Raw genomic sequence first — 20,059 nt, 5'->3', positions numbered from 1 at the left:
TACTAATATATTACTGTCAATGACTATAAAATTGTGGTGATTCACATGTGTAATGATGTATCATGCAAACCCCCAGAAGATGTACCTCCAAACTGGCTTCGGCTTCGTAATTTTGTTAGAGCTTTACGCTTTCCAACTAGATGGCTGATAATTAGATACATTGGCAACGGGAGTAGAAGTACAAGGGAAATTTATGAATATCTAATTAAAAAAGGAGAACAATTAACAAAATCTGGGTTATATTATCATCTTTCTGAACTTAAAAATGCAGGTATCATAGAAGTCGCTGGGTATATAGAGGAGGGTGGCGGAGCGCCAGAAAAGGTATGGAGATTAAAGACGAAAAAAATAGTAATAAACCTGTTGGAAACAGAGGAGGCGGGTGATTAAATGAATGTCACTGCACTCATTATTAATATTATAGCTATCTTTGGTCTTTTGATAGCATTTGCTAAAGACAAGGATAAAGCCATACAATCTCTCAAAATAGCCGGGAAATCTTTCATTAGAATGCTTCCGATGATCTTTATAATTATAATTATCATTGGTTTACTTCTCGGATTCGTGCCACCTGAACAAATATCAGGATTTATAGGTGAACAATCAGGAATTAGAGGGATATTGCTTGTTGGTGCAGTTGGAGCATTAATGCACATCCCTGCTTTATTGTCATTCCCTTTGGCAGCTTCTCTTCTTGAGAATGGTGCATCAGTTAGTGCAGTCGCTGCATTTATAACTACATTAACCATGATTGGAACAGTCACACTCCCCTTAGAGATAAAAGAACTCGGAAAGAGGATAGCGTTTCTCCGGAATGGACTGAGTTTTATCATCGCAATTATCATCGCCTTGATTATGGGGGCAATCTTATGAAGAAGGAAGGGGAAATGATTCGAGATTGGGTCCTGTTAGGATTAATTTTAATAATCCTTGTAGTCCTTCTATCAATTTTTCCAGATAAAAAGGAAGCGGTAATTAGTACATCATGGGAGTTTTTTATTGAGATGGTGTGGATACTTCCTGCAGTGATGATAATATTAGGTCTTTTTGCAGTATGGATCCCAAAAGATATTGTTGTGAAATATCTTGGAAGCACATCTGGTATGAAGGGTATTCTCTTTGCGATAGTCCTTGGTACGTTACCAACTGGTCCCCTTTATATTGCCTTTCCAATAGCTGCCGCCTTACTTAAGAAAGGGGCTAAAATATCTAATATCATCATCTTTCTTTCAGCATGGGCATGTATAAAAATCCCACAAGAGATGGTAGAACTTCAATTTCTTGGACCAAAATTTATGGCAATAAGGCTCATTTTAACAATTATCTTTGTAGTCATTATGGGAGTGTTTATAGAAAAACTAATCGAATGGAGTGATAAAAAATAACTGCCATTTTCCCCTTCGTGAGCAGCAAGCCTTCCAAAAGTAAAGGGTATAAGAGACGAAGAAGATGTGAGTATTTGATCCTAAGATGATAGTATTCGCCATACGGGGGAGATTTAAAACAACATCACCTAATAGTGCGCGCGCGGTTTGCTTACTCTCAGTGAAAATTCTTATAGATTTTGCATTTTTGTGAACTTTCTCTCAACAATAAGCTAACAGAACTAACTCAAAGAAACCTTTTTAAATAAAGTTACTTAGCCCATGGTGGACAAGGGGTTTACCCAATGAATCCCGCTAATGAACGTGGAGGTGGGAGGAAATGGCCACATTCAAGCTTGTAATATCTGACACAAAAAGTGGAGTCGCAAAACAAGTTGAGATTACCGGAGCGGAAGCAGAGAAGCTTATAGGATTAAGAATAGGAGACGAAATTGAACCAAAAGAGCTTGGGCTTAATTTGAGTGAAATCTTTGGGAATGAAATTCCTGCTGAGGTTAAGCTCAAAATAACTGGCGGGACAGATAAAGATGGATTTCCAATGAGACCAGATGTTCATGGTCCAAGAAGAGTTAGAATACTCCTCTCAAGAGGGCCTGGATTCAGACCTCAAGAAAGAGGGGAAAGAAGGAAGAAGACTGTTAGGGGCAATACAATAAGCCATGAAATTGCCCAAATAAACGTTAAAATAGTGTATCCATGAGGTTTTCTCCCTTTTATTTAATTTCTGTTCCATCGATTAATTTTAAAAGCTCTTGTGGCAAGGTTAATAAGGGAGAATGAATCCTTACTTTTGGAGGCGAGGGAAATGGCGAAGAAAAAGTTTAAGCAAGCCGAGGTTAATATTGGTATGGTAGGTCACGTTGATCATGGTAAGACTACATTGACGAGGGCCCTAACTGGCATTTGGACAGATACTCATAGTGAAGAACTTAGAAGGGGTATTACAATTAAAATAGGATTTGCCGACGCTGAAATAAGAAAATGCCCGAGCTGTGGCAAATATTCAACTTCTCCAAAGTGTCCGTATTGTGGTGCTGAAACTGAATTTGAAAGAAGGGTTTCGTTTATTGATTCTCCAGGTCACGAGGCTTTGATGACTACTATGCTTGCGGGTGCTTCTTTAATGGATGGGGCCATTTTAGTTATTGCTGCAAATGAACCATGTCCACGACCACAAACAAGAGAACATTTGATGGCCCTTCAGATAGTGGGCAATAAAAATATAATAATTGCCCAAAACAAAATAGAGCTTGTTAAAAAAGAGCAGGCTATAGAAAACTATGAGCAAATTAAAGAGTTTGTTAAAGGTACCGTAGCTGAGAATGCTCCGATAATTCCGATATCGGCCCTTCATGGTGCTAACGTTGATATTTTATTAAACGCAATAGAGGATGTAATCTCAACGCCCAAGAGAGATCCAAATAAACCTCCTAGGATGCTTGTTCTGAGAAGTTTTGATGTTAACAAACCAGGAACGACCCCAGAGAAACTTGTGGGTGGAGTTATTGGAGGATCAATTATTCAAGGAAAGTTACAAGTTGGAGATGAAATTGAAATAAGACCAGGAGTCCCCTATGAAGAACATGGTAGAATAAAGTATGAACCAATAACAACAGAAATTGTATCGCTCCAAGCTGGTGGTAGGTTCGTAGAAGAGGCGTATCCAGGTGGATTAGTGGGTGTTGGAACTAAATTGGATCCGTTTCTCACGAAGGGAGATCTTATGGCCGGCAATGTTGTAGGAAAACCTGGGAATCTTCCACCTGTATGGCAAGAGCTTCGTTTAGAGGTTCACTTGTTAGAGAGGGTTGTAGGAACCGAGGAAGAACTTAGAGTGGAACCAATAAAAAGAAGAGAAGTGCTCTTATTAAATGTGGGAACAGCTAGAACAATGGGTCTAGTTACAGGATTGGGCAAGGATGAGATAGAATTAAAACTTCAGATACCAATATGTGCAGAGCCTGGAGAGAGGGTTGCTATAAGTAGACAAGTAGGTTCAAGGTGGAGGCTTATTGGTTATGGCTTCATAAGGGAGTAATAACTTTATTTTTCAATTTTTAATGGTGGACTTCATGAGAAAGTGGATTGTAGTGCCGGATACAAATTTTCTCTTAGTTCCAGGGCAATTCGGAGTTGATATAGTGGGTGAACTCCAACGTATTCTTGACGTAAATTTTGAGATTGCTATCCCAAATGTCGTTCTTAATGAGCTAGATTTGATAGAGCGTAAAGTTAAGGGAAGAGACCTTATGGCAGTTAGGATGGCCAAGAAGCTGGCCGAAAAGTTTATTACACTTGAAATCGGTAGGTTTGGAGAGAAACCTATAGATCAACAAATATTGGAATTTGCGTTAAATATGCCAAATGTGATTGTATGCACTAATGATAAGGCTTTAAAGAAAAGGCTTCGCGAAAATGGCATTCCCGTAATATATCTACGTCAGAAGAAGATTTTAGAGCTTGAGGGCATAGTTTAGTAATCCCGCTCTAATGGGAAAGATATATAACTATATTTCACCTTAATTTCGCTCAGGTGTTAAATATGCCCTATGTAGAGAAGCTTGAAATGAAGGGTTTCAAATCATATGGAAGTAGAAAAATCGTAGTTCCTTTTTCTCGTGGATTTACAGCTATAGTGGGAGCTAATGGGAGTGGGAAGAGCAATATTGGTGATGCTATTCTCTTTGTCCTTGGTGGGTTATCTGCAAAGGCCATGCGTGCGACTAGGATTGGGGATTTAATCTTCGCTGGAACTAAGGACGAACCTCCAGCTAAATATGCTGAAGTTGCAATGTACTTTAACAATGAAGATCGTGGATTTCCAATAGATGAGGATGAGGTAGTAATTAAAAGACGGGTTTATCCTGATGGTAGGAGTGCTTATTGGTTAAATGGGAAAAGGACAAGCAGGAGTGATATTCTTGATGTTCTAAGTGCAGCCATGATATCTCCAGATGGATACAATCTTGTTCTTCAGGGAGACATAACTAAGTTCATCAAAATGAGTCCCACAGAAAGGAGAATGATAATAGATGAAATCTCGGGGATAGCTGAATATGATGAGAAAAAGAAAAAGGCAATGGAAGAACTTAAGCAAGCAGAGGAAAATCTGGCAAGAGTCGACCTTTTAATTAGAGAGGTTAAGACACAACTTGATAAGCTTGAAAAAGAAAGAAATGATGCGTTGAGGTACCTTGACTTAAAAGAGAAACTTGAAATTGCAAAGACCACCCTCCTTGTGGGGGAGGTTAAGAGATTGGAAAATCTTATTGCTACAAGTCAAGAGAGAGACAAAGAGATAGAGTCTGAAATAGAGCGTATAAACAAAGAACTGGAGAAGATTGCAAAAACAATACTTGAGAAGGAGAAAACTCTGAGTCAGGTGGAAAGGGAGCTTGAAGAGAAAAGTGAAGATGGAATACTTGATGTCACGAAAAAGATAAGCGAGGTCACTTCTCAAATAGAGCTAGCTAAAAAGAACATAGAGCTTGCTCGCAAGGAGATAAATGAGAGCAAAAGGCGCCTTACAAAAGTGAAAGAGGAATTGAAAACTGTTTCCGAGGAAATTGAAAAAGGTAAATCCGCTATTGAGAGATGGAAGAAAAGGAGAGAAAAACTTCTTGGTGAGATTCAGAAAAAGGAGAAAGAGAGAAATGAACTAATACTAAAGCTCGCTGAAATAGATAAAAACTTCACTATTGCAAAGCAAGAGCTAGATAAGGTTGAAGAGGATCTTGAGAATGCAAAGAAAGAACAATATTTCAAAGAAAGTGAAATTACAAAAATGACAGAAGAGATAGAAAGAATTAAAACTAAGAATTCCCAGAATTCCACTAGAAGACTTGTTCTGAAGAATAAAATTGAAGAGCTCAAAGAGGAAATAAATTCTAAGAAATCTGAACTTTCAGAGATAGAGTCGAAGATAGAAAGAGCTGGTGCAAGAGTACGAAAAATCGAAAAAGAACTAGAAGAGGCTCAAAGGAAATTAGAAAAAATAACTCCTGAGATCAAAAAGCTCAACGAAGAACTCATCAAGGCCGAGGCCCGAAAGGAAATCAGTCAAAATAGAACACTTGAAGCTCTTAAAAAAGCCAATATCCCTGGAATTTATGGTTCCTTGGCTGAGCTCATTAAGGTTAGGGATGATACCTATCTTACAGCCGTAGAAGTTGCTTTAGGTTCACACGCTGATAATGTTGTGGTAAAAGATGATAAAGTAGCTGAAAAGGCTATAAACTTCTTAAAACGGAATAAGCTGGGAAGATTGACATTTTTACCTCTTAATAAAATAAGGCCAAGAAAACTGAATGGTACTTCTAAAGGGATTCCAGTCATGGATGTTATTGAATATGATCCACAGTTTAGGAATGCTGTTTCATTTGCCGTTGGAGATACATTGATAGTTAATGATATGGACGAGGCGAGAGAGGTAGGTATTGGTAAAGTTAGAATGGTCACTCTTGAAGGGGAGCTTTTAGAGAGAAGTGGTGCTATTGTTGGAGGATATTACCGACCAAGAACGAAGCTTGCTGTTAACACTGATGAGATACGAATGGCATTAGAAGCACGTGAGAGGGAGAAAGAACAACTTGAATCTAAAATAAATGCTCTAAAGCTTGAGCAAAGAGGATTGGAGAGAGAACTATTTGAACTTAGAATGAAAAAGAGTGATGTGTCTAAGGACTTGCAAATGTTACAGAAAGACATGGAGAGATTCTTAAATGAAGATAAAGGTTTGAAAGAAGAAATTGAGATGGGAGAACGGAGATTAAAAGAATTGGAAGAACGGATCCATCAGACAAAAGGTGATCTTGCAAAACTCAGTGGAAGAATAGAGAGACTTGAAAAGATGAGGAATAAGCTTAGAAAAGCATTAGATAATCCAGAAGCTAGAGAACTCAACCAGAAGATAAGAGAAGTTGAACATGAAATAAGTGGTCTTAGAGAAGAACTCAGCAAAATAGAGTCAAGGCTTGAGAATCTCGATATAAGAATCAACGATGAGCTTATCCCAAGAAAAGCAGATCTTGAGGAAGAAATTGAAGGACTTATCAACAGGATAAACGCTTTCAAAGCTAGCATTGTGCAGAATGAAGAGGATATTAAGTCACTACAAGAGCGGCTTAAAGAACTTCAAGAGAAAGAGCAGGAAGTAAAAGACGAGCTTAAATCCCTAAGAGATGAGAGAGAGAAACTTAGAGAAGAGATCTCTCAAATGAGAGAAGAAAAAGAGAAGTTGAGAGATGTCCTACAAAAACTTAGGTTAGAAGCTAATTCTATTAAAATAAGAATGGCCCAATATGAGGCACAACTTAAAGAAAAGACCAGTGAATTGAAACATCACGACGTTAAAGTTGTTAAAGAAATACCAGAGGATCTTGAAAAGCTTAGGGAAGAGATTGAACAAATGGAAGATGAGATTAGGAAACTTGAACCAGTGAACATGAAAGCCATTGAGGATTATGAAGTCGTTGAGAGGAGATATCTAGAGCTTAAGTCAAAGAGAGAACGGCTTGAAGCTGAGAAAGAGAGTATTGTTGAGTTCATAAATGAAATAGAGAGCCAAAAGAAGAATGTATTTATGCAAACACTAAATGCAATAGCGAAGAACTTTTCAGAGCTTTTTGCAAAACTTTCTCCAGGAGGAGAGGCAAAGCTTGTCCTTGAGAATGAAGAGGATCCATTTAGTGGAGGTTTGGACATAGAAGCAAAGCCAGCTGGAAAGGAAGTAAAGAGAATCGAAGCTATGAGTGGTGGAGAAAAGGCATTAACTGCATTGGCCTTTGTCTTTGCTATACAGCACTTTAAACCAGCTCCATTCTATCTCTTTGATGAGATTGACGCTCACCTTGACGATGCAAACGTCAAAAGAGTAGCGGATTTAATAAAGGAAGCTTCAAAAGATAGTCAGTTCATAGTTATTACATTGAGAGATGTCATGATGTCGAACGCTGATAAAATAATTGGTGTCTCAATGCGTAGAGGAGTTTCAAGGGTTGTCAGTTTAAGCCTTGAAAAGGCCATGCAGTACCTGGAGAAAGCAAGGGCAAAAAATGCAAATGCCCTTGGTTTGTAGGTGAAATAAGATGGAATATAGAAGAGAAGAAGAAATAACTCCGATTGATATACTCTTGCAACTTGTCACTATGGGTAAAGTTGACCCGTGGAACATTGATATAGTGGATATTACCGAGAAATACATTGAACGTATAAGAGAAATGCGAGACTTAGATTTGAGAATCTCAGCAAGGGCCATTCTAGCGGCCTCTGTTCTCCTTAGAATGAAAACTGAGGCCCTGCTCTATGCCAAGGATGAAGAAGAAGAGGAACAGAAGGAAGAGGAAAGGATAAGGGTAGATGTTGATCCATACATTCCACCTCTTAGGAGAGCGGAAAGGTATTATACTCTGGATGATTTAATAGAGGCTTTAATGGATGCCCTTGAAGAGACTGAGAAAAGGAAACCCAAAAAGAAAAAGAAAGTACAAATTGAAGAAGAAATATTCGTTGTCGATGATTTTCGTGTGGACATTGAAAAGCATGTTAATAAGCTGTATGAAATAGTGAAAGAGCTCTACAATAATACTAAGGACAAAATAACTTTTTGGGAGCTTATATTTGATCCTAGCCCCAAAATAGTGGCAAGGACTTTTCTGTATCTCTTGTTTTTGGCAAATATGGGGAAAATAGAGCTCATTCAGGAAGAACCATTTGGAGAGATATTTGTGGTACCTATAGGGAACTGAGGATTTCATCATGTTTTGAGATTTATAAATAGGTTTCTCTCCTCTTTTTTTGCTGGTCTAAGTGTTATAGCTAATAGTGGTTGAATGTTTCCGATATAAAGGACTTTTTTCTCTCGATTGAGATAGAAATAAAATCCCTCTTCTGTGATACTATTTAGGAACTTTTTTGGGGTTGTGACACGAGCAAACCTTTCTTTTCCCCAGAAAATGCACTCATAACTATCTTCTATTTTCTTTATTTTCTCGGCTTCATTCTTAGTTAAAATCTTGGAGGGCAATTTAGTGCACACGAGAGACTTCTTCCCATCAGTAAAAATGATAATCTTTTCGTTTATCTTTATTTCGTTTGCACTTTCTAGAAACTTTAAAATGGAGGAGTAAACTAGGTCGAGCCTCCGTCGTTTTGAAAGTCTTTTAATGATCCTTTCTTTTGCGTGGTTTGTGAGCAACATTGTAACACCTAGAAAAGACTTTTAATGGTGCCGGGGGCGGGCTTTGAACCCGCGACCTCCCGGTTTCTCAGGCTCCCCCAAGAGGGAGCGGCCCTATGAGCCGGGCGCTCTGACCAGGCTGAGCCACCCCGGCACTTCCGCATATACCTCTTTGTGATTTATTTTTAAATCTTTCGCCCGTTTGAATCTTCTGTTTTTCTTATATTTTTAGTCTAATGATTTGATCACATTATAATTATTTTAGAGGAGATACTTTTCATATTAATGGGGTAATACTTGTCAAATATTCAAATATTTCTAAGTGATTCTTGCAATTCGTTTTAACTAACTATGAGTTTGATGAGAAGGAACTACGGGATTTGGGAGAGCTGAGTACTTTTTTGTTTTTCATTTTCAGTGTAAGTTAGATCTCTTCGAGTATCAATTTGAGAAGTCTTTTGTCATTTACAGCTATTATATTCAACTTCTCTGATGCACTAAGATCAAATCTAATTTCTTCCCCACTGTCGTCGGTTATAATGGCTCCGGCTTCCTTTGCGATTATGTAACCGGCAGCTATATCAGTGGGCCTAACATAGTTTCTTATGTCTACAACCCCATCAAGAGAGCCTCTAGCAAGATATGCCAACTCTATCGCAATGGCTCCCAATACCCTAGTTCTTCTAACTTTTTCAACTAGTTTTGCTCCCCTTCCTCTTGTATAAAAGCTTATTGAGATCGATTTTTCATTTAGCGTTTTTACTCTTATTCTATCTCCGTTTAGGTATGCTCCCTGTCCTGGAATTCCTTCGTAAACATTTTTAGGCATGAACTCATATAACATGGAATACACTGGCTTTTTCTCTTTAAAAACTGCAAAGCTGAATCCAAAGATCGGGATTCCATGAATAAAATTGAAAGAACCGTCAATGGGATCAACGATGACAGAGTACTTGCTCCCGGTATCTATGCTCCCAATTTCCTCACTTATTATGTTCACTCCAAGGGGTTTAAGATACTCCAAAACTATATCTTCAGCTATTTTGTCAACAAACTTTGTTTTATCACCACTTGGACTGAATCCAATAAATTCTCCAGCTTTTTTTGTGCCAAAAAGTGGCATAATTTCCCTTTCAATATCCTTTGCAAGATTAAGTGCTATCTCATTCCACTCATACATATCTAAACCCCCATGAGCATTCTCAAAAGGTTCCTAGTACCAGGAGCAAAGCCAAGAATGAACATTACCATTTTTATGAAGTCCATAAGCTCTTTGTCACTTTCAGTCTCTTCTAATTTCTCCATGAGGTATAAAGCAATCATTAATACAGCAAACTTCAATAAATACATCACTGCAGCGGTTCCTGTAAGTTCCATCAGGTATCTTGGAACTACATGTTGCTCCCAGTAACCCAAGAAGTCAACGCCTACAAATGTTGTTGTGGCATCATAGAAATGGGCATAGAAGAGGTAAGAGTTTTCTTTAACCAGCCAGATCTTTTTTGAAAGTAGATATATTGTTATAAGGGCTATTGTTGCAAATGGAATAAAGTATTTTAAGACGGTGAGGTTAAAATCTACTTTATCAATATTAAATAGTAGGAGTAGACTCTCCATTCCAACGAGACTCCAACCAAAGTATAAGAAGACCTTCTGCCAATCTTCAAAAAGTTTGTGGGTTATTAATAAAGCAGAGAACGTTATTGTAAATACAAGAATATAAATCCCCGGCGTGACTGTGAGATACGTTCTGGGTATTATGGTTGCATCAGTCAGGGCTCGTCCAAAGGCCCCCAGAATCATGTAGGGCATAAGGGCTCTAAAGAAAGCGTTATCATATTTTATATTGAGCTTTTTTAAAATTTTATAAACTCCTAAGGATGCCAATCCAAGAATTAAGGCATATGTTAATGTGTTAACGATATTATACCCTTGGTTGTATTTTATTGGATCTATAAAGTATCTCTGAAAGACTTCCGCAATTCCCATTTGACCACCCAGAGGAATATTGTGAGAAAGGTTAAAGCTTTTTCTTCCAATTATTTTTTAAGCTTTGAAACCCTAAGAATAGGATGGTGAGTCTCATGCATTTAATGGAGTTACCTCGGGAAGTTCTTCTCGGAGAAGATTTGAAGGATAAAGTCAGTCAAGTAGCTAGAAGGTTAAAATTAGGGGAAAATGCCCTGATTCTTTATGGACCCAAAACAAAGGAGATAGCAGGAAAGGATGTTGAAAAACATTTGAAAAATTCATTTAATGTAAGAAATATGGTGATAAAAGAAGCCTCAATGAGAGAGGTGCAAAAAACCTTAGAGCTTATTGAAAATGAGGATATTAACTGGCTTCTGGGGGTAGGCGGGGGAAGTATAATCGATGTTGCTAAACTTGCCTCATTTAAAGCGGACATTCCTTTCATAAGCTTCCCAACAACAGCTTCTCATGATGGAATAGCGAGTGCAAATGCTTCAATAAAGGATCTTAATGCCAAGACCTCTATAAAAGCACGTCCACCTGTAGCTATTATTGCAGATGTTAATGTTATAAAGACCGCCCCCTATCGGTATCTTGCAGCAGGAGTTGGAGACATGATAAGCAACCTGACTGCAGTGAAAGACTGGGAACTTGCACATAAGATAAAGGGAGAATATTTCAGTGAGTATGCTGCTTCTTTGTCTCTTATGAGTGCCAAAATGGTAATCAAGAATGCTAACATAATAAGATTAGGTAACGAAGAGAGTGTTCGGAAAGTCATAAAAGGCCTCATCTCGAGTGGTGTCGCAATGAGCATAGCAGGTTCATCAAGGCCCGCCAGTGGAGCTGAACATCTATTTAGCCATGCATTGGATGCAATAGCTCCAAAACCTGCATTACATGGAGAACAATGTGGAGTTGGAACAATAATAATGGCATACTTACATGGTTTGAAATGGCAAAAAATTAGAGAAACATTAAAGAGGGTTGGGGCACCAACTAATGCATATGAACTAGGAATTGACCCGGAGTTTATAATAGAGGCTTTGACTATTGCTCATACTATACGACCTGAAAGGTACACTATCTTGGGCAAAGATGGATTAACAAAAGAGGCTGCTGAAAAAGCAGCCAAGGTAACTGGGGTAATATGATCATATTTCATAGGAGGTGTTAAAATGACAATCACGTTGGTTGGGGAAAAGCTTGCAAAACCAGGAGTTGAATTCATTTATTATGGGCCAGCTGATCCCTGCAAAAGTTGTAGACTTGCAAGAGTTTGTGTAGGAAATTTGGAGCCAGGAAGGAGGTACAAGGTTGTACGGGTTAGGAACATAGAGCACTCATGCCCACTGCACGAAGGTAAGGTTAGAGTGGTCGAGGTTATTGAGCCAGCAATAGAAGTAGCAATGGAACCACGAGTTGCAATAGTGGGTTCGAAAATAAAATTAAGCTTTGTTGAATGCAGTGATCCTGAAAAACAGGCCCTTACTAGGCCAGAAGGCCTCTTTGAGGGCGATATCGTTAAGATTCTTGAAATTTTAGATGATTTTGAATGTGATGGAAAGCACTACAAAGTTGCCCGTGTTATGCGGGAAAAGGAATGATCACCTCTTCTTTTCTATCTTTGTAAATGCTATTACCTCTTCTCCAGAAGTTTTCACTTTATATGCTCTCATCTCTCCACGGAGAAAGAATTTTATCGCTTTCATGAACTTTTCTTGTCGTCTCAAAGCTTCTTGAGCTTTTTCAACACTGATTGCTTTGAATCTAATTTTCTCTCCGGGTCTTGTTTGGGCAACTTTTGGAATATCCACCCTTGTGACTATGGCTATTTTTGCATACCCTCCAGTAGTCTGTCTATCTGCGAGCATTATGATCGGTTTTCCATTTTTTGGTACTTGAATTGAGCCAAGGGGGATTGCATCTGTTATTATGTCTGCTCCTTTATCAGAGTGCTCTATCTTTGGCCCTTCTAGACGGTAACCCATTCTATCGGATTCAGAAGTTACAGTATATTCTGATGTTAGGAAGGTCTCTATGCCTCTTTTGGTGAAGTGTTCCTCTTGAGGGCCAAGGATAACTCTAACTATATTTTCCTTTTCATATTTTGGAACAAATTCTTTTGGCAGCTGTTTTCCGTCTTTACCAGTTAAAATTGCATAACCAAGTTTAAGCTTATCTCCGGAACTTAGGGCTTTTCCAAAATTTGCTCTTAAGTATGTGGAACAACTGCCTAAAATTGGTTCACATGCAATTCCTCCGGCAAACGCTATATAGCCATACATTCCGGATTTAAGGATGCCTATCTCAAGTATATCTCCTCTTTTTGCCCAGTAGCTCCTCCATGCTTTTATTGGCTGGCCATTAAGCTTTACTTCTACATCTCCACCTACTGCAAAAACCGCCGAGGAATGGAACTTTATGGTGGGCCCTTTTAATACGAACTCTAGGAGTGGAGTGTTATCTTCATTACCTACAAGATAATTTGCTAGTCTTGCAGAAACCTCATCCATCACGCCACTAACGGGAACTCCAAAACTCTGATATTTACTTCTTCCTAAGTCCTGCACTGTAATTAAGGAAGGAACATTAACGAGTTCTATCATCTTTCCTCTCCCCATTCATCTTTGTAAATCTCTTGAAATTCCTCTTCGGTTATAGGAACAAACTTCACATAATCTCCAGCTTTTACAATGCTTGGAGGTTTTTTATGGGGGTCAAACGTTTTTAAGGGAGTTCTGCCTATGAGTCTCCATCCTCCAGGGCTTTCTATTGCGTACCATCCTGTTTGTTTCCCAGCTATACCCACACTTCCAGCAGGGACTTTTAAACGGGGTTTCTCAAGTCTAGGCGTTGCTATTCTACCATCCATGCCACCCAGATACGCAAATCCAGGGAGAAATCCGAGCATATAGACTCTATATAGTGGTTTTGAGTGAATCTCTATGACTTCATCTATGGTGAGATTGTTGTATTGAGCAACGAACTCTATGTCTGGGCCAAAGTCCCCTCCATAGACAACGGGTATTTTAACTATTCTTTTTTCTTCTTTCTTAGGCTCGGCTGATAAAAAAGGTTTCAGGGCCTCTGCTATCTCAGAGTAGGAAATTCTAATAGGATCATAATACACATAGACGCTTGTATATGTAGGAACAACTTCAACTAGCCATTCTGGGGAAGCATGTTCTATTGTTTCCGCCACGGCATGCACTTTTTTGTTTATCTCTTCGCTAATTTCATTACCAAAGATTATAGCTATCGCTGAATCACCAGCGGGTTTGAACTTAGGGAGCATTTGATCACCGTATCAACTCTTTCATTGCGACTATTTTAATTCCTTCCTCTTCGAGGCGTTTTCTTATGTATGCTGTTATCTCCACAGCTTTTGGATTATCCCCATGGACACAGATTGTATCTGCTTTGAGTTCAACCCATTCTCCATTGATCGCTTTTACTCCACCATCCTTTACCATGGAGATAACTCTCTCGGCTATCTCCTCTTTATTATGGATTATCGCACCTGGTTTTCTTCGTGAAACAAGGGTTCCATCAGGATTGTAAGCCCTATCTGCAAAAACTTCATGGGCAACTTTTAGTCCCATTTCTTCTGCAATTTCTAAGGGTTTTGACATAGAAAGCCCGACAAAGATTATGTTTTTATCAAAATCAGCTATTCCTTCAAGAACACCTCTTGTAAGTTCTTCATCTCTAACGAGAGCATTATAAAGAGCTCCATGTGGTTTGACATGCTGTAATGTTAATCCTTCAGCTTTCACAAATGCGTATAAGGCCCCAATCTGATACAGGATATAGTTTCTGGCCTCTTCTCTTGTAATGCCCATATATCTTCTTCCAAATCCCATAAGATCAGGATATCCTGGATGAGCGCCAACTTCAACATTCATGTCTTTTGCGAGTCTCACAGTATTCCTCATTACTAGGGGATCTCCTGCGTGCCATCCGCAGGCAATGTTGGCTGAGGTTATGTACTTCATAACCTCTTCATCGAGACCTAGCTTATACCTTCCAAAACTTTCCCCAAGATCTGAATTAAGGTCAATTTTCATAGTTTTTCACCACTTCATAGATGAGACGATAAACCTTTAACTCTTTCTTCTAATTAAATCCCATGTTGATTATAGATGCAGCCATATTTATCCAGGGTATTGATGTAGAGGGCATTACAACTCCAAAAGTAATTGAGGAGGTTAAAGACCCAGAATCGAGACTTTTACTGGAAAGTCTTATTAGTGCAGGCAAAGTTAGAGTTATGGTGCCCTCAAAGGATAGCATTGAAAAAATTAAAGAAAAGGCTATTGAAACTGGTGAACTTGGAGAATTAAGTGATGCTGATATTGAAATACTGGCTCTAGCCTATGAACTTAAAGGAGAACTTTTTACTGATGATTATAACCTTCAGAACATTGCCACTCTTCTAGGGCTTAAGTTTAGGACTTTAAAAAAAGGTATAAGAAGAGTGATAAAGTGGCGTTATGTCTGCGTAGGGTGTGGGAAAAAGTTTGAAACTCGGCCTCTTGATGATGTTTGTCCTGATTGTGGGAGCAAGGTTAGGCTTCTTCCCAAAAAGAAGAGGAAAAGGCGTCAGCGCTCATAGGGTTCTTCATCAATCAGGTTTGATTCATCATCATCCGCTATTGTATTATCCTCATCTTGCCTTTTAACTTTCCCTCAAAAACTTTATAAGTAATGGTACCATTACTAAGTAATGGGGGCATTACCTATGTTGTTTGACCCAAGACCAAAGGAAAAGAGGGAAGACATATTCGATAGGGAACAAGAGATAGAAATGATAAAGAATTCTGCTAAGGAATATCCGATTACCCTTATTCTGGGAATAAGACGGGTAGGAAAATCCTCTTTACTCAAAGTTGTGCTGAATGAGTTGGAAAGCGGTATATACATAGATGTAAGGAAGCTTCATTTTGATTCCGGAGGGTGGATAACAAATGAGTCTCTGCTGAAGGCCTTTGAAAATGGATTAAACTCCCTTAGCCATCCCATAAAAAGGGAAGTCTTTCAGTACCTGAAAAGAGTGAAGGGAGTATCAATTGCAGGACTTCAATTGAACTTTGAACCTGAAGTCTCACTCTCGGAGATTTTGGAGGCATTAAATAAGCGTAGTAGGATTATTATAGCCTTCGATGAGGCCCAATATTTGAGGTTCTACGGACGGAGAGGAGGAAAAGAGTTCTTAACCCTCGTGGCCTACGCATATGACAATCTGCCAAATATAAGTTTTATCTTCACAGGTTCTGAAATAGGACTTTTGCATGATCTTATTGGCGTTTCAGATTATGAATCTCCACTGTATGGTAGGATATATAATGAGATTACTATCTCTCCCTTTTCCAGAGAACTCTCAATTGAATTCTTGAGACAGGGATTTGTTGAGGCAGGAATAAAAATAAGGGAAGAAGAAGTAGAACATGCTGCAGAACTTTTAGGTGGAATTCCAGGCTGGTTAGTAGAGTTTGGATACAATTACATAAAAACGAAAAGTTTTGAAAATGCTATAAAAGGGGTAATGAGAAAAGCAGAAAAATTCCTCGAAGGTGAGTTAAGAGAACTTGAAAAGCGGAGTCCTAGGTATATCTTGGTGTTAAGAGCTATTTCAATGGGATTTGATAGATGGACACTCATAAAAGAATTCTTGGAATCTAGGAGTGGTAAAATACCAAATTCACGATTGGCTGCTATCTTAGAGGCTCTTCAAAAGATGAGTTGGATTAATGCAGAATATAGAGATGGGGAAAAAAGGTATAAAATAATTGATCCAGTTATTGAGAGGGTTATTAAAGAGCGTTTTAACCTCTAAGAGTTGCTATTAGTCTTTTTTCATTTAACAGCAGATTGATCGCATTTTTAATGTCTTTAACCACGATATCACTGGCCAGCAAAGCCTCAACACTTGCTCCTTCTTCTCCTATTACACAAATAGCAAGTTCAGCGTTTTCAAGCATTCTAACGTCGTTGTTTCCATTGCCTACACCAATGTAAGGCTCATATTCAAGGGCCTTCTGAAGCTTTTCGTTGCCATCTTTGACCCTTTCTATCTTTATATCAAGTTCGTTGAATTCATCTTTCAAGGTTCCGAATGTATCGGAGCTTAATACCACGATTTCATATTTTTCACTAAGTTCTTTTAAGAGTTCTTTAACGTCTGCTTTTACTTTTCCTTCAACTCCTAATGTTCCATTCAAATCAAATATGACTGTCTTTGCCATTATCCTCCCATAGTTCGGGATCTCCATATTTTTCACCACTTAAGGTTTGGCAAAAATACTTAAAACTTTGTTCTCGAACTTTGGATGGTGGCGGCGTTGAAAATCGCATGGGGGATCAGTGGTGCAGGACATTTGCTCCTGGAAAGTGTTGATGTACTGGAACACTTAAAGGATCACCATGAGCTTAAAGTGTTCCTTTCTTCAGCGGGCGAAGAAGTAGCCAGGATTTATGGGATTCTTGAAAGAATAGGTAATTTTCCCGTTGTAAGGGAGTCGAAACAAGGACATGCATTTCCATCATGCGGTTCTTTCAATTTAGGTAAGTTTGACGTTTTTGTAATCTCCCCAGCAACATCGAATACGGTGGCCAAAATAAGACTTGGAATTGCAGATTCTCTTCTTTCATGCTGTGCTTCACAGGCCTTAAAAAGCAAAGTTCCTTTGATAATGGTTCCCACAGACTCAAAACCTGTTGTCGAGACAAAGGCACCTAATGGTAAAGTTTTCAAAATATATCCGAGGAAAGTTGATCTTGAGCATATTAAGGCCTTGAAAGAGGAAGGAGTGATAATATTAGAGCATCCCTACGAAGTAGAGAATATTTTGGAACGATTTCTGTGAACATAATAAAATCTCCCATCTTTTGTAACTGTAACATAATCTGGCGTGTATTTAGACCCATAATAGAGATTACGTCCATCGAGTCTGTACCATAAACCTCTTGCTGCTTCAAGCTTGTTTAAATCTTCAAGTACACTTAGGTCTCCCTCTTGTATTTTTTCTAAGAGACCCTGTACGTAGTCTTTGCTTATGTTAAACGTTACGTAAGAAGCAAAAAACTCGTAGCCGGTGATGAGTTCTTTCATGAGATTTTTATACGGATATGCAGGAGTTACGGGGAGGTTAAAACGTTTGTAGAATTCTTCAACGGAGACCATATCTGGCCTGTATGGAAGTATTCCAAGGACCAGCATCTCTACAGTGTCATCATAATATGTAGAAAACCAATCAGGATCATAAGGATAGAAGAGATTATCATTCTGAATATAGGGATCCTTTCCCAACACGTAAACTCCTTTGTAATTGCTTCCCACTAGGAGGGGGACATCCCATATAACAATGACCTCTGAGTGATCTAGTCGCCAGCCGCTTATACTTGCAGGTACCTGAAGGGCCCATGCTTTGAGATTAAAGTCCAAGAAAAGGTTGTTCATAAGTACTACTTGTGTCTCCCCATCATATCCACAGATGGAGGATCTCAAGGTTTTTATGTAAGGCATATCGTATGAGTGCACATAGCTGTTTACAAAATACACAATATGAAGAGGGGTTATTGAATAGAAGGGGAGAGGCTTGTGGTAGAATTTGAAAAGATCTCTTTTTGCTTTCTCGTAGAAGAATTCCATTGCACCATCAAATTTCATTTTTCCATATCTGTCAAATCCCAAGTATGGATAAACGATTTTGTAAATCTGCAGGGGTTTGTATTTGGCCGCATAGCGCCACATCTTTGTGAGTTCTTCTTTAGTGTAAGGTCGAGCGTTTTGAAATTCCTTGCCACTCCCATCAAACTTTATTTCGAAGATTTCCGGGTAGTGGGAGAATTCAATTTTTGCAGAGTGTTTGTTCCCTTTTGCATCCATACCTGTGATTGTTACATTATACTCTCCCCATTCTTGTTCAAAATCTATGGCACTGCTATATGTAAGGGAATTGGTAGAAATTGGAAGAGTAATTACTTTTGCTCCTATTTTGATGATTACCTCTTTTGGAACATTTACATTGTCTTTTATTGTGAAGCTTACTCTGATATTTTTTCCTTCGCTTGTTACCACACCCCATATCTTTGGAGGCGTTGTATCTTTTTGGCTTTCTTGTACAAATTTATCCCAGCTTGTTTCGATGTTAGTCGCATCAAAGTATCTTGAATTTTCAACGAACCACTCTCTAAACGTTTGGTTCGTAAAAAATCTTTCTTTAACCGAGTTGAGGCTATCCAAAAACTCTTCTATCTCGTGGGGTTCAAAACCATCTAGAATACCTTGGGTATTGTCTATTGCTGTTATAATCTCGGGTGGGAGTTCATATAGGTTCATGTAGAGTAGCTTTACTATGGCTATATAGTCTTGGAGGTTGTTTACTTCGTAAATGTTTCTTGAGTTCTCTATCCCATTCTTAATTCTTGGAGGTAATTTTTCATAGGTCTTGAGAAACTCATTTACCTGAGACTTAAATATCATCACTCTGTTTGAAAAGTCCTCAAGGGTATATGGACTCTCGGAGAACAGAAAGCGCACCATGTCATCTTGGAGAGGAAGGGGGACTTTTTCTAATATCTCACTAATTTGTTCGCTTAGATTTGCGAGGAGTAAGGGGTTGTCAGTCTCCACCTCATCAAAAAGAGTTGTACGGTATTTATAGAGGGGGTAAATTTTGATTGCTATGCTCTTTTCTTCTTCACTTAACATACCATCTTTGAGAAAACCAAGTTTTTCGGCAATAAACATAATCTCTTGCTCCTCTTCTGGCGGTGGATGGGGAGGGGGTTGAACTGCTCTCATACTCCAGAAAAGAAATACTAAGTATGCTAAAAACAGGATAATAATGAGCTTTCCAGCATCCAGTTTAAACTTTTTTTGCATATTTTATTTTTCCTTAACCTTCCTTATCTATTTTTCCTTTCTCAAAATTTAAATATTAGAGGCGATTATTTAACAACGGTGGTGAAGTATGAAAATAATCCGCTTTGGAGTTTCAATGCCTGAGGATTTGCTTGGAAAATTTGATGCAATAATAGAGGAAAAAGGTTATGCAAATAGAAGTGAGGCTATAAGAGATTTGGTTAGAGACTTTATAGTGAGGCACGAGTGGGAAGAAGGGAATAAAGAAGTGGCAGGCACTATAACAATAGTCTACAACCATGATGAGGCCGATGTGGTGAAGGAGCTTCTTGAGATGCAACATGACTACGTGAATGAGATCATTTCAAGTCTTCATGTTCACATGGATGAGCACAACTGTCTTGAAGTGATAGTGGTGAAGGGCGAGGCCAGTAGAGTGAAAAAGATAGCGGAACGATTGATAAGTTTAAAGGGAGTAAAACACGGAAAGCTGGTAATGACTACTACAGGCAAGGAACTGGTATGAAAAAGCTTATAAATTTCTCTTTTATCAACATCCTTGGGACGTGCCGGGGTAGCCTAGCTCGGTAGGGCGGCGGACTCGTAATCCGCAGGTCCCGGGTTCAAATCCCGGTCCCGGCTCCAATATTTCTAGTT

22 protein-coding genes and 2 tRNA genes are annotated in these 20,059 nt (G+C 38.8%); 15 read left to right on the top strand and 9 right to left on the bottom strand.

Going from position 1 to position 20,059, the window contains the following annotated elements; translation table 11 throughout:
• Positions 1-45: 45 nt before the first annotated feature.
• From EP1X_RS06065 to EP1X_RS06030, 8 genes are all read left to right on the top strand, one after another.
• Positions 46-390, top strand: coding sequence for a winged helix-turn-helix domain-containing protein (locus tag EP1X_RS06065; protein WP_055282711.1), 345 nt, complete (start codon positions 46-48; stop codon positions 388-390).
• Positions 391-873 carry a permease gene (locus tag EP1X_RS06060; RefSeq protein ID WP_055282709.1) on the top strand — a complete coding sequence of 161 codons (483 nt, stop codon included), beginning with the start codon at positions 391-393 and terminating at the stop codon, positions 871-873.
• Entirely contained in the window at positions 870-1,385 is a 516-nt protein-coding gene (locus EP1X_RS06055; protein WP_055282707.1) for a permease, read from the top strand. The genes EP1X_RS06060 and EP1X_RS06055 overlap by 4 nt, the downstream gene beginning before the upstream one ends.
• A gap of 319 nt (positions 1,386-1,704) precedes the next feature.
• A complete protein-coding gene (locus EP1X_RS06050) occupies positions 1,705-2,085 on the top strand; it encodes a 30S ribosomal protein S6e (RefSeq protein WP_055282705.1) in 381 nt (126 codons plus the stop codon).
• A gap of 105 nt (positions 2,086-2,190) precedes the next feature.
• On the top strand, positions 2,191-3,423 hold the full coding sequence (gene eif2g, locus EP1X_RS06045; protein ID WP_055282702.1) for a translation initiation factor IF-2 subunit gamma: 1,233 nt from the start codon (positions 2,191-2,193) through the stop codon (positions 3,421-3,423).
• Positions 3,424-3,457: 34 nt separating this feature from the next.
• Positions 3,458-3,862 (top strand): PIN domain-containing protein, encoded by a 405-nt coding sequence (locus EP1X_RS06040; protein WP_055282701.1) that lies wholly within the window; start codon positions 3,458-3,460, stop codon positions 3,860-3,862.
• A 65-nt stretch (positions 3,863-3,927) separates the two neighbouring features.
• Entirely contained in the window at positions 3,928-7,461 is a 3,534-nt protein-coding gene (gene smc / locus EP1X_RS06035) for a chromosome segregation protein SMC (protein ID WP_055282699.1), read from the top strand.
• Between the two features lie 10 nt (positions 7,462-7,471).
• A complete protein-coding gene (locus tag EP1X_RS06030) occupies positions 7,472-8,131 on the top strand; it encodes a ScpA family protein (protein WP_055282697.1) in 660 nt (219 codons plus the stop codon).
• Between the two features lie 8 nt (positions 8,132-8,139).
• Here the strand turns inward: EP1X_RS06030 and EP1X_RS06025 are convergent, their stop codons facing one another.
• The 4 genes from EP1X_RS06025 to EP1X_RS06010 form a co-directional block, all read right to left on the bottom strand.
• Positions 8,140-8,583: a hypothetical protein gene (locus tag EP1X_RS06025; protein ID WP_055282696.1), complete on the bottom strand. Its 444-nt coding sequence runs from the start codon at positions 8,581-8,583 to the stop codon at positions 8,140-8,142.
• A 25-nt stretch (positions 8,584-8,608) separates the two neighbouring features.
• Positions 8,609-8,716: transfer RNA gene (locus EP1X_RS06020), tRNA-Met, on the bottom strand.
• A gap of 270 nt (positions 8,717-8,986) precedes the next feature.
• Positions 8,987-9,742: a bifunctional fructose-bisphosphatase/inositol-phosphate phosphatase gene (locus EP1X_RS06015; RefSeq protein ID WP_055282694.1), complete on the bottom strand. Its 756-nt coding sequence runs from the start codon at positions 9,740-9,742 to the stop codon at positions 8,987-8,989.
• A gap of 2 nt (positions 9,743-9,744) precedes the next feature.
• A complete protein-coding gene (locus tag EP1X_RS06010) occupies positions 9,745-10,551 on the bottom strand; it encodes a DUF63 family protein (protein WP_055282692.1) in 807 nt (268 codons plus the stop codon).
• Positions 10,552-10,646: 95 nt separating this feature from the next.
• Here EP1X_RS06010 and EP1X_RS06005 point away from each other — a divergent pair, with 95 nt between their 5' ends.
• Entirely contained in the window at positions 10,647-11,687 is a 1,041-nt protein-coding gene (locus EP1X_RS06005) for an NAD(P)-dependent glycerol-1-phosphate dehydrogenase (protein ID WP_055282690.1), read from the top strand.
• Between the two features lie 24 nt (positions 11,688-11,711).
• Positions 11,712-12,140 (top strand): UPF0179 family protein, encoded by a 429-nt coding sequence (locus tag EP1X_RS06000; protein WP_055282688.1) that lies wholly within the window; start codon positions 11,712-11,714, stop codon positions 12,138-12,140.
• On the opposite strand, the gene EP1X_RS05995 is transcribed toward EP1X_RS06000, so the two are convergent.
• The 3 genes from EP1X_RS05995 to EP1X_RS05985 are packed head-to-tail and all read right to left on the bottom strand — an operon-like array spanning position 12,141 to position 14,603.
• Complete coding sequence (locus EP1X_RS05995; protein ID WP_055282686.1) at positions 12,141-13,142, bottom strand: biotin-dependent carboxyltransferase family protein; 1,002 nt, start codon at positions 13,140-13,142, stop codon at positions 12,141-12,143.
• Positions 13,139-13,831, bottom strand: coding sequence for a 5-oxoprolinase subunit PxpB (pxpB, locus tag EP1X_RS05990; RefSeq protein ID WP_055282684.1), 693 nt, complete (start codon positions 13,829-13,831; stop codon positions 13,139-13,141). The genes EP1X_RS05995 and pxpB overlap by 4 nt, the downstream gene beginning before the upstream one ends.
• 4 nt (positions 13,832-13,835) lie before the next feature.
• Positions 13,836-14,603, bottom strand: coding sequence for a LamB/YcsF family protein (locus tag EP1X_RS05985; protein WP_055282683.1), 768 nt, complete (start codon positions 14,601-14,603; stop codon positions 13,836-13,838).
• A gap of 62 nt (positions 14,604-14,665) precedes the next feature.
• On the opposite strand from EP1X_RS05985, the gene EP1X_RS05980 reads away from it, so the two are divergent.
• Together EP1X_RS05980 and EP1X_RS05975 are read left to right on the top strand one after the other, a co-directional pair.
• Complete coding sequence (locus EP1X_RS05980; RefSeq protein WP_055282681.1) at positions 14,666-15,151, top strand: type II toxin-antitoxin system VapC family toxin; 486 nt, start codon at positions 14,666-14,668, stop codon at positions 15,149-15,151.
• Between the two features lie 111 nt (positions 15,152-15,262).
• A complete protein-coding gene (locus tag EP1X_RS05975; RefSeq protein WP_082391503.1) occupies positions 15,263-16,372 on the top strand; it encodes an ATP-binding protein in 1,110 nt (369 codons plus the stop codon).
• Here EP1X_RS05975 and EP1X_RS05970 read toward each other — a convergent pair.
• Positions 16,362-16,808: an HAD family hydrolase gene (locus tag EP1X_RS05970; RefSeq protein WP_055282678.1), complete on the bottom strand. Its 447-nt coding sequence runs from the start codon at positions 16,806-16,808 to the stop codon at positions 16,362-16,364. The genes EP1X_RS05975 and EP1X_RS05970 overlap by 11 nt on opposite strands.
• A gap of 57 nt (positions 16,809-16,865) precedes the next feature.
• Between EP1X_RS05970 and EP1X_RS05965 the strand changes: the two genes are divergently transcribed.
• Positions 16,866-17,402, top strand: coding sequence for a flavoprotein (locus EP1X_RS05965; RefSeq protein ID WP_055282676.1), 537 nt, complete (start codon positions 16,866-16,868; stop codon positions 17,400-17,402).
• On the opposite strand, the gene EP1X_RS05960 is transcribed toward EP1X_RS05965, so the two are convergent.
• Complete coding sequence (locus EP1X_RS05960; protein ID WP_055282674.1) at positions 17,366-19,423, bottom strand: hypothetical protein; 2,058 nt, start codon at positions 19,421-19,423, stop codon at positions 17,366-17,368. The two genes, EP1X_RS05965 and EP1X_RS05960, sit on opposite strands and share 37 nt — an antisense overlap.
• An 88-nt stretch (positions 19,424-19,511) precedes the next feature.
• On the opposite strand from EP1X_RS05960, the gene nikR reads away from it, so the two are divergent.
• Positions 19,512-19,928: a nickel-responsive transcriptional regulator NikR gene (gene nikR / locus EP1X_RS05955; RefSeq protein ID WP_055282673.1), complete on the top strand. Its 417-nt coding sequence runs from the start codon at positions 19,512-19,514 to the stop codon at positions 19,926-19,928.
• Between the two features lie 42 nt (positions 19,929-19,970).
• Positions 19,971-20,047, top strand: a tRNA-Thr gene (locus tag EP1X_RS05950).
• The last annotated feature ends 12 nt before the right edge of the window (positions 20,048-20,059 follow it).

The sequence above is a fragment of the Thermococcus sp. EP1 genome, assembly GCF_001317345.1.
GTDB lineage: Archaea > Methanobacteriota_B > Thermococci > Thermococcales > Thermococcaceae > Thermococcus_A.
Note: the sequence above shows the minus strand (reverse complement) of the source record. Positions and strands in the feature narration are given on the sequence as shown.

Coding starts and splice junctions, on each gene's coding strand:
- EP1X_RS06065 (WP_055282711.1), top strand. CDS start 46: ATGTGTAATGATGTATCATGCAAACCCCCAGAAGATGTACCTCCAAAC.
- EP1X_RS06060 (WP_055282709.1), top strand. CDS start 391: ATGAATGTCACTGCACTCATTATTAATATTATAGCTATCTTTGGTCTT.
- EP1X_RS06055 (WP_055282707.1), top strand. CDS start 870: ATGAAGAAGGAAGGGGAAATGATTCGAGATTGGGTCCTGTTAGGATTA.
- EP1X_RS06050 (WP_055282705.1), top strand. CDS start 1,705: ATGGCCACATTCAAGCTTGTAATATCTGACACAAAAAGTGGAGTCGCA.
- eif2g (WP_055282702.1), top strand. CDS start 2,191: ATGGCGAAGAAAAAGTTTAAGCAAGCCGAGGTTAATATTGGTATGGTA.
- EP1X_RS06040 (WP_055282701.1), top strand. CDS start 3,458: ATGAGAAAGTGGATTGTAGTGCCGGATACAAATTTTCTCTTAGTTCCA.
- smc (WP_055282699.1), top strand. CDS start 3,928: ATGCCCTATGTAGAGAAGCTTGAAATGAAGGGTTTCAAATCATATGGA.
- EP1X_RS06030 (WP_055282697.1), top strand. CDS start 7,472: ATGGAATATAGAAGAGAAGAAGAAATAACTCCGATTGATATACTCTTG.
- EP1X_RS06025 (WP_055282696.1), bottom strand. CDS start 8,583: ATGTTGCTCACAAACCACGCAAAAGAAAGGATCATTAAAAGACTTTCA.
- EP1X_RS06015 (WP_055282694.1), bottom strand. CDS start 9,742: ATGTATGAGTGGAATGAGATAGCACTTAATCTTGCAAAGGATATTGAA.
- EP1X_RS06010 (WP_055282692.1), bottom strand. CDS start 10,551: ATGGGAATTGCGGAAGTCTTTCAGAGATACTTTATAGATCCAATAAAA.
- EP1X_RS06005 (WP_055282690.1), top strand. CDS start 10,647: ATGCATTTAATGGAGTTACCTCGGGAAGTTCTTCTCGGAGAAGATTTG.
- EP1X_RS06000 (WP_055282688.1), top strand. CDS start 11,712: ATGACAATCACGTTGGTTGGGGAAAAGCTTGCAAAACCAGGAGTTGAA.
- EP1X_RS05995 (WP_055282686.1), bottom strand. CDS start 13,142: ATGATAGAACTCGTTAATGTTCCTTCCTTAATTACAGTGCAGGACTTA.
- pxpB (WP_055282684.1), bottom strand. CDS start 13,831: ATGCTCCCTAAGTTCAAACCCGCTGGTGATTCAGCGATAGCTATAATC.
- EP1X_RS05985 (WP_055282683.1), bottom strand. CDS start 14,603: ATGAAAATTGACCTTAATTCAGATCTTGGGGAAAGTTTTGGAAGGTAT.
- EP1X_RS05980 (WP_055282681.1), top strand. CDS start 14,666: ATGTTGATTATAGATGCAGCCATATTTATCCAGGGTATTGATGTAGAG.
- EP1X_RS05975 (WP_082391503.1), top strand. CDS start 15,263: ATGGGGGCATTACCTATGTTGTTTGACCCAAGACCAAAGGAAAAGAGG.
- EP1X_RS05970 (WP_055282678.1), bottom strand. CDS start 16,808: ATGGAGATCCCGAACTATGGGAGGATAATGGCAAAGACAGTCATATTT.
- EP1X_RS05965 (WP_055282676.1), top strand. CDS start 16,866: ATGGTGGCGGCGTTGAAAATCGCATGGGGGATCAGTGGTGCAGGACAT.
- EP1X_RS05960 (WP_055282674.1), bottom strand. CDS start 19,423: ATGCAAAAAAAGTTTAAACTGGATGCTGGAAAGCTCATTATTATCCTG.
- nikR (WP_055282673.1), top strand. CDS start 19,512: ATGAAAATAATCCGCTTTGGAGTTTCAATGCCTGAGGATTTGCTTGGA.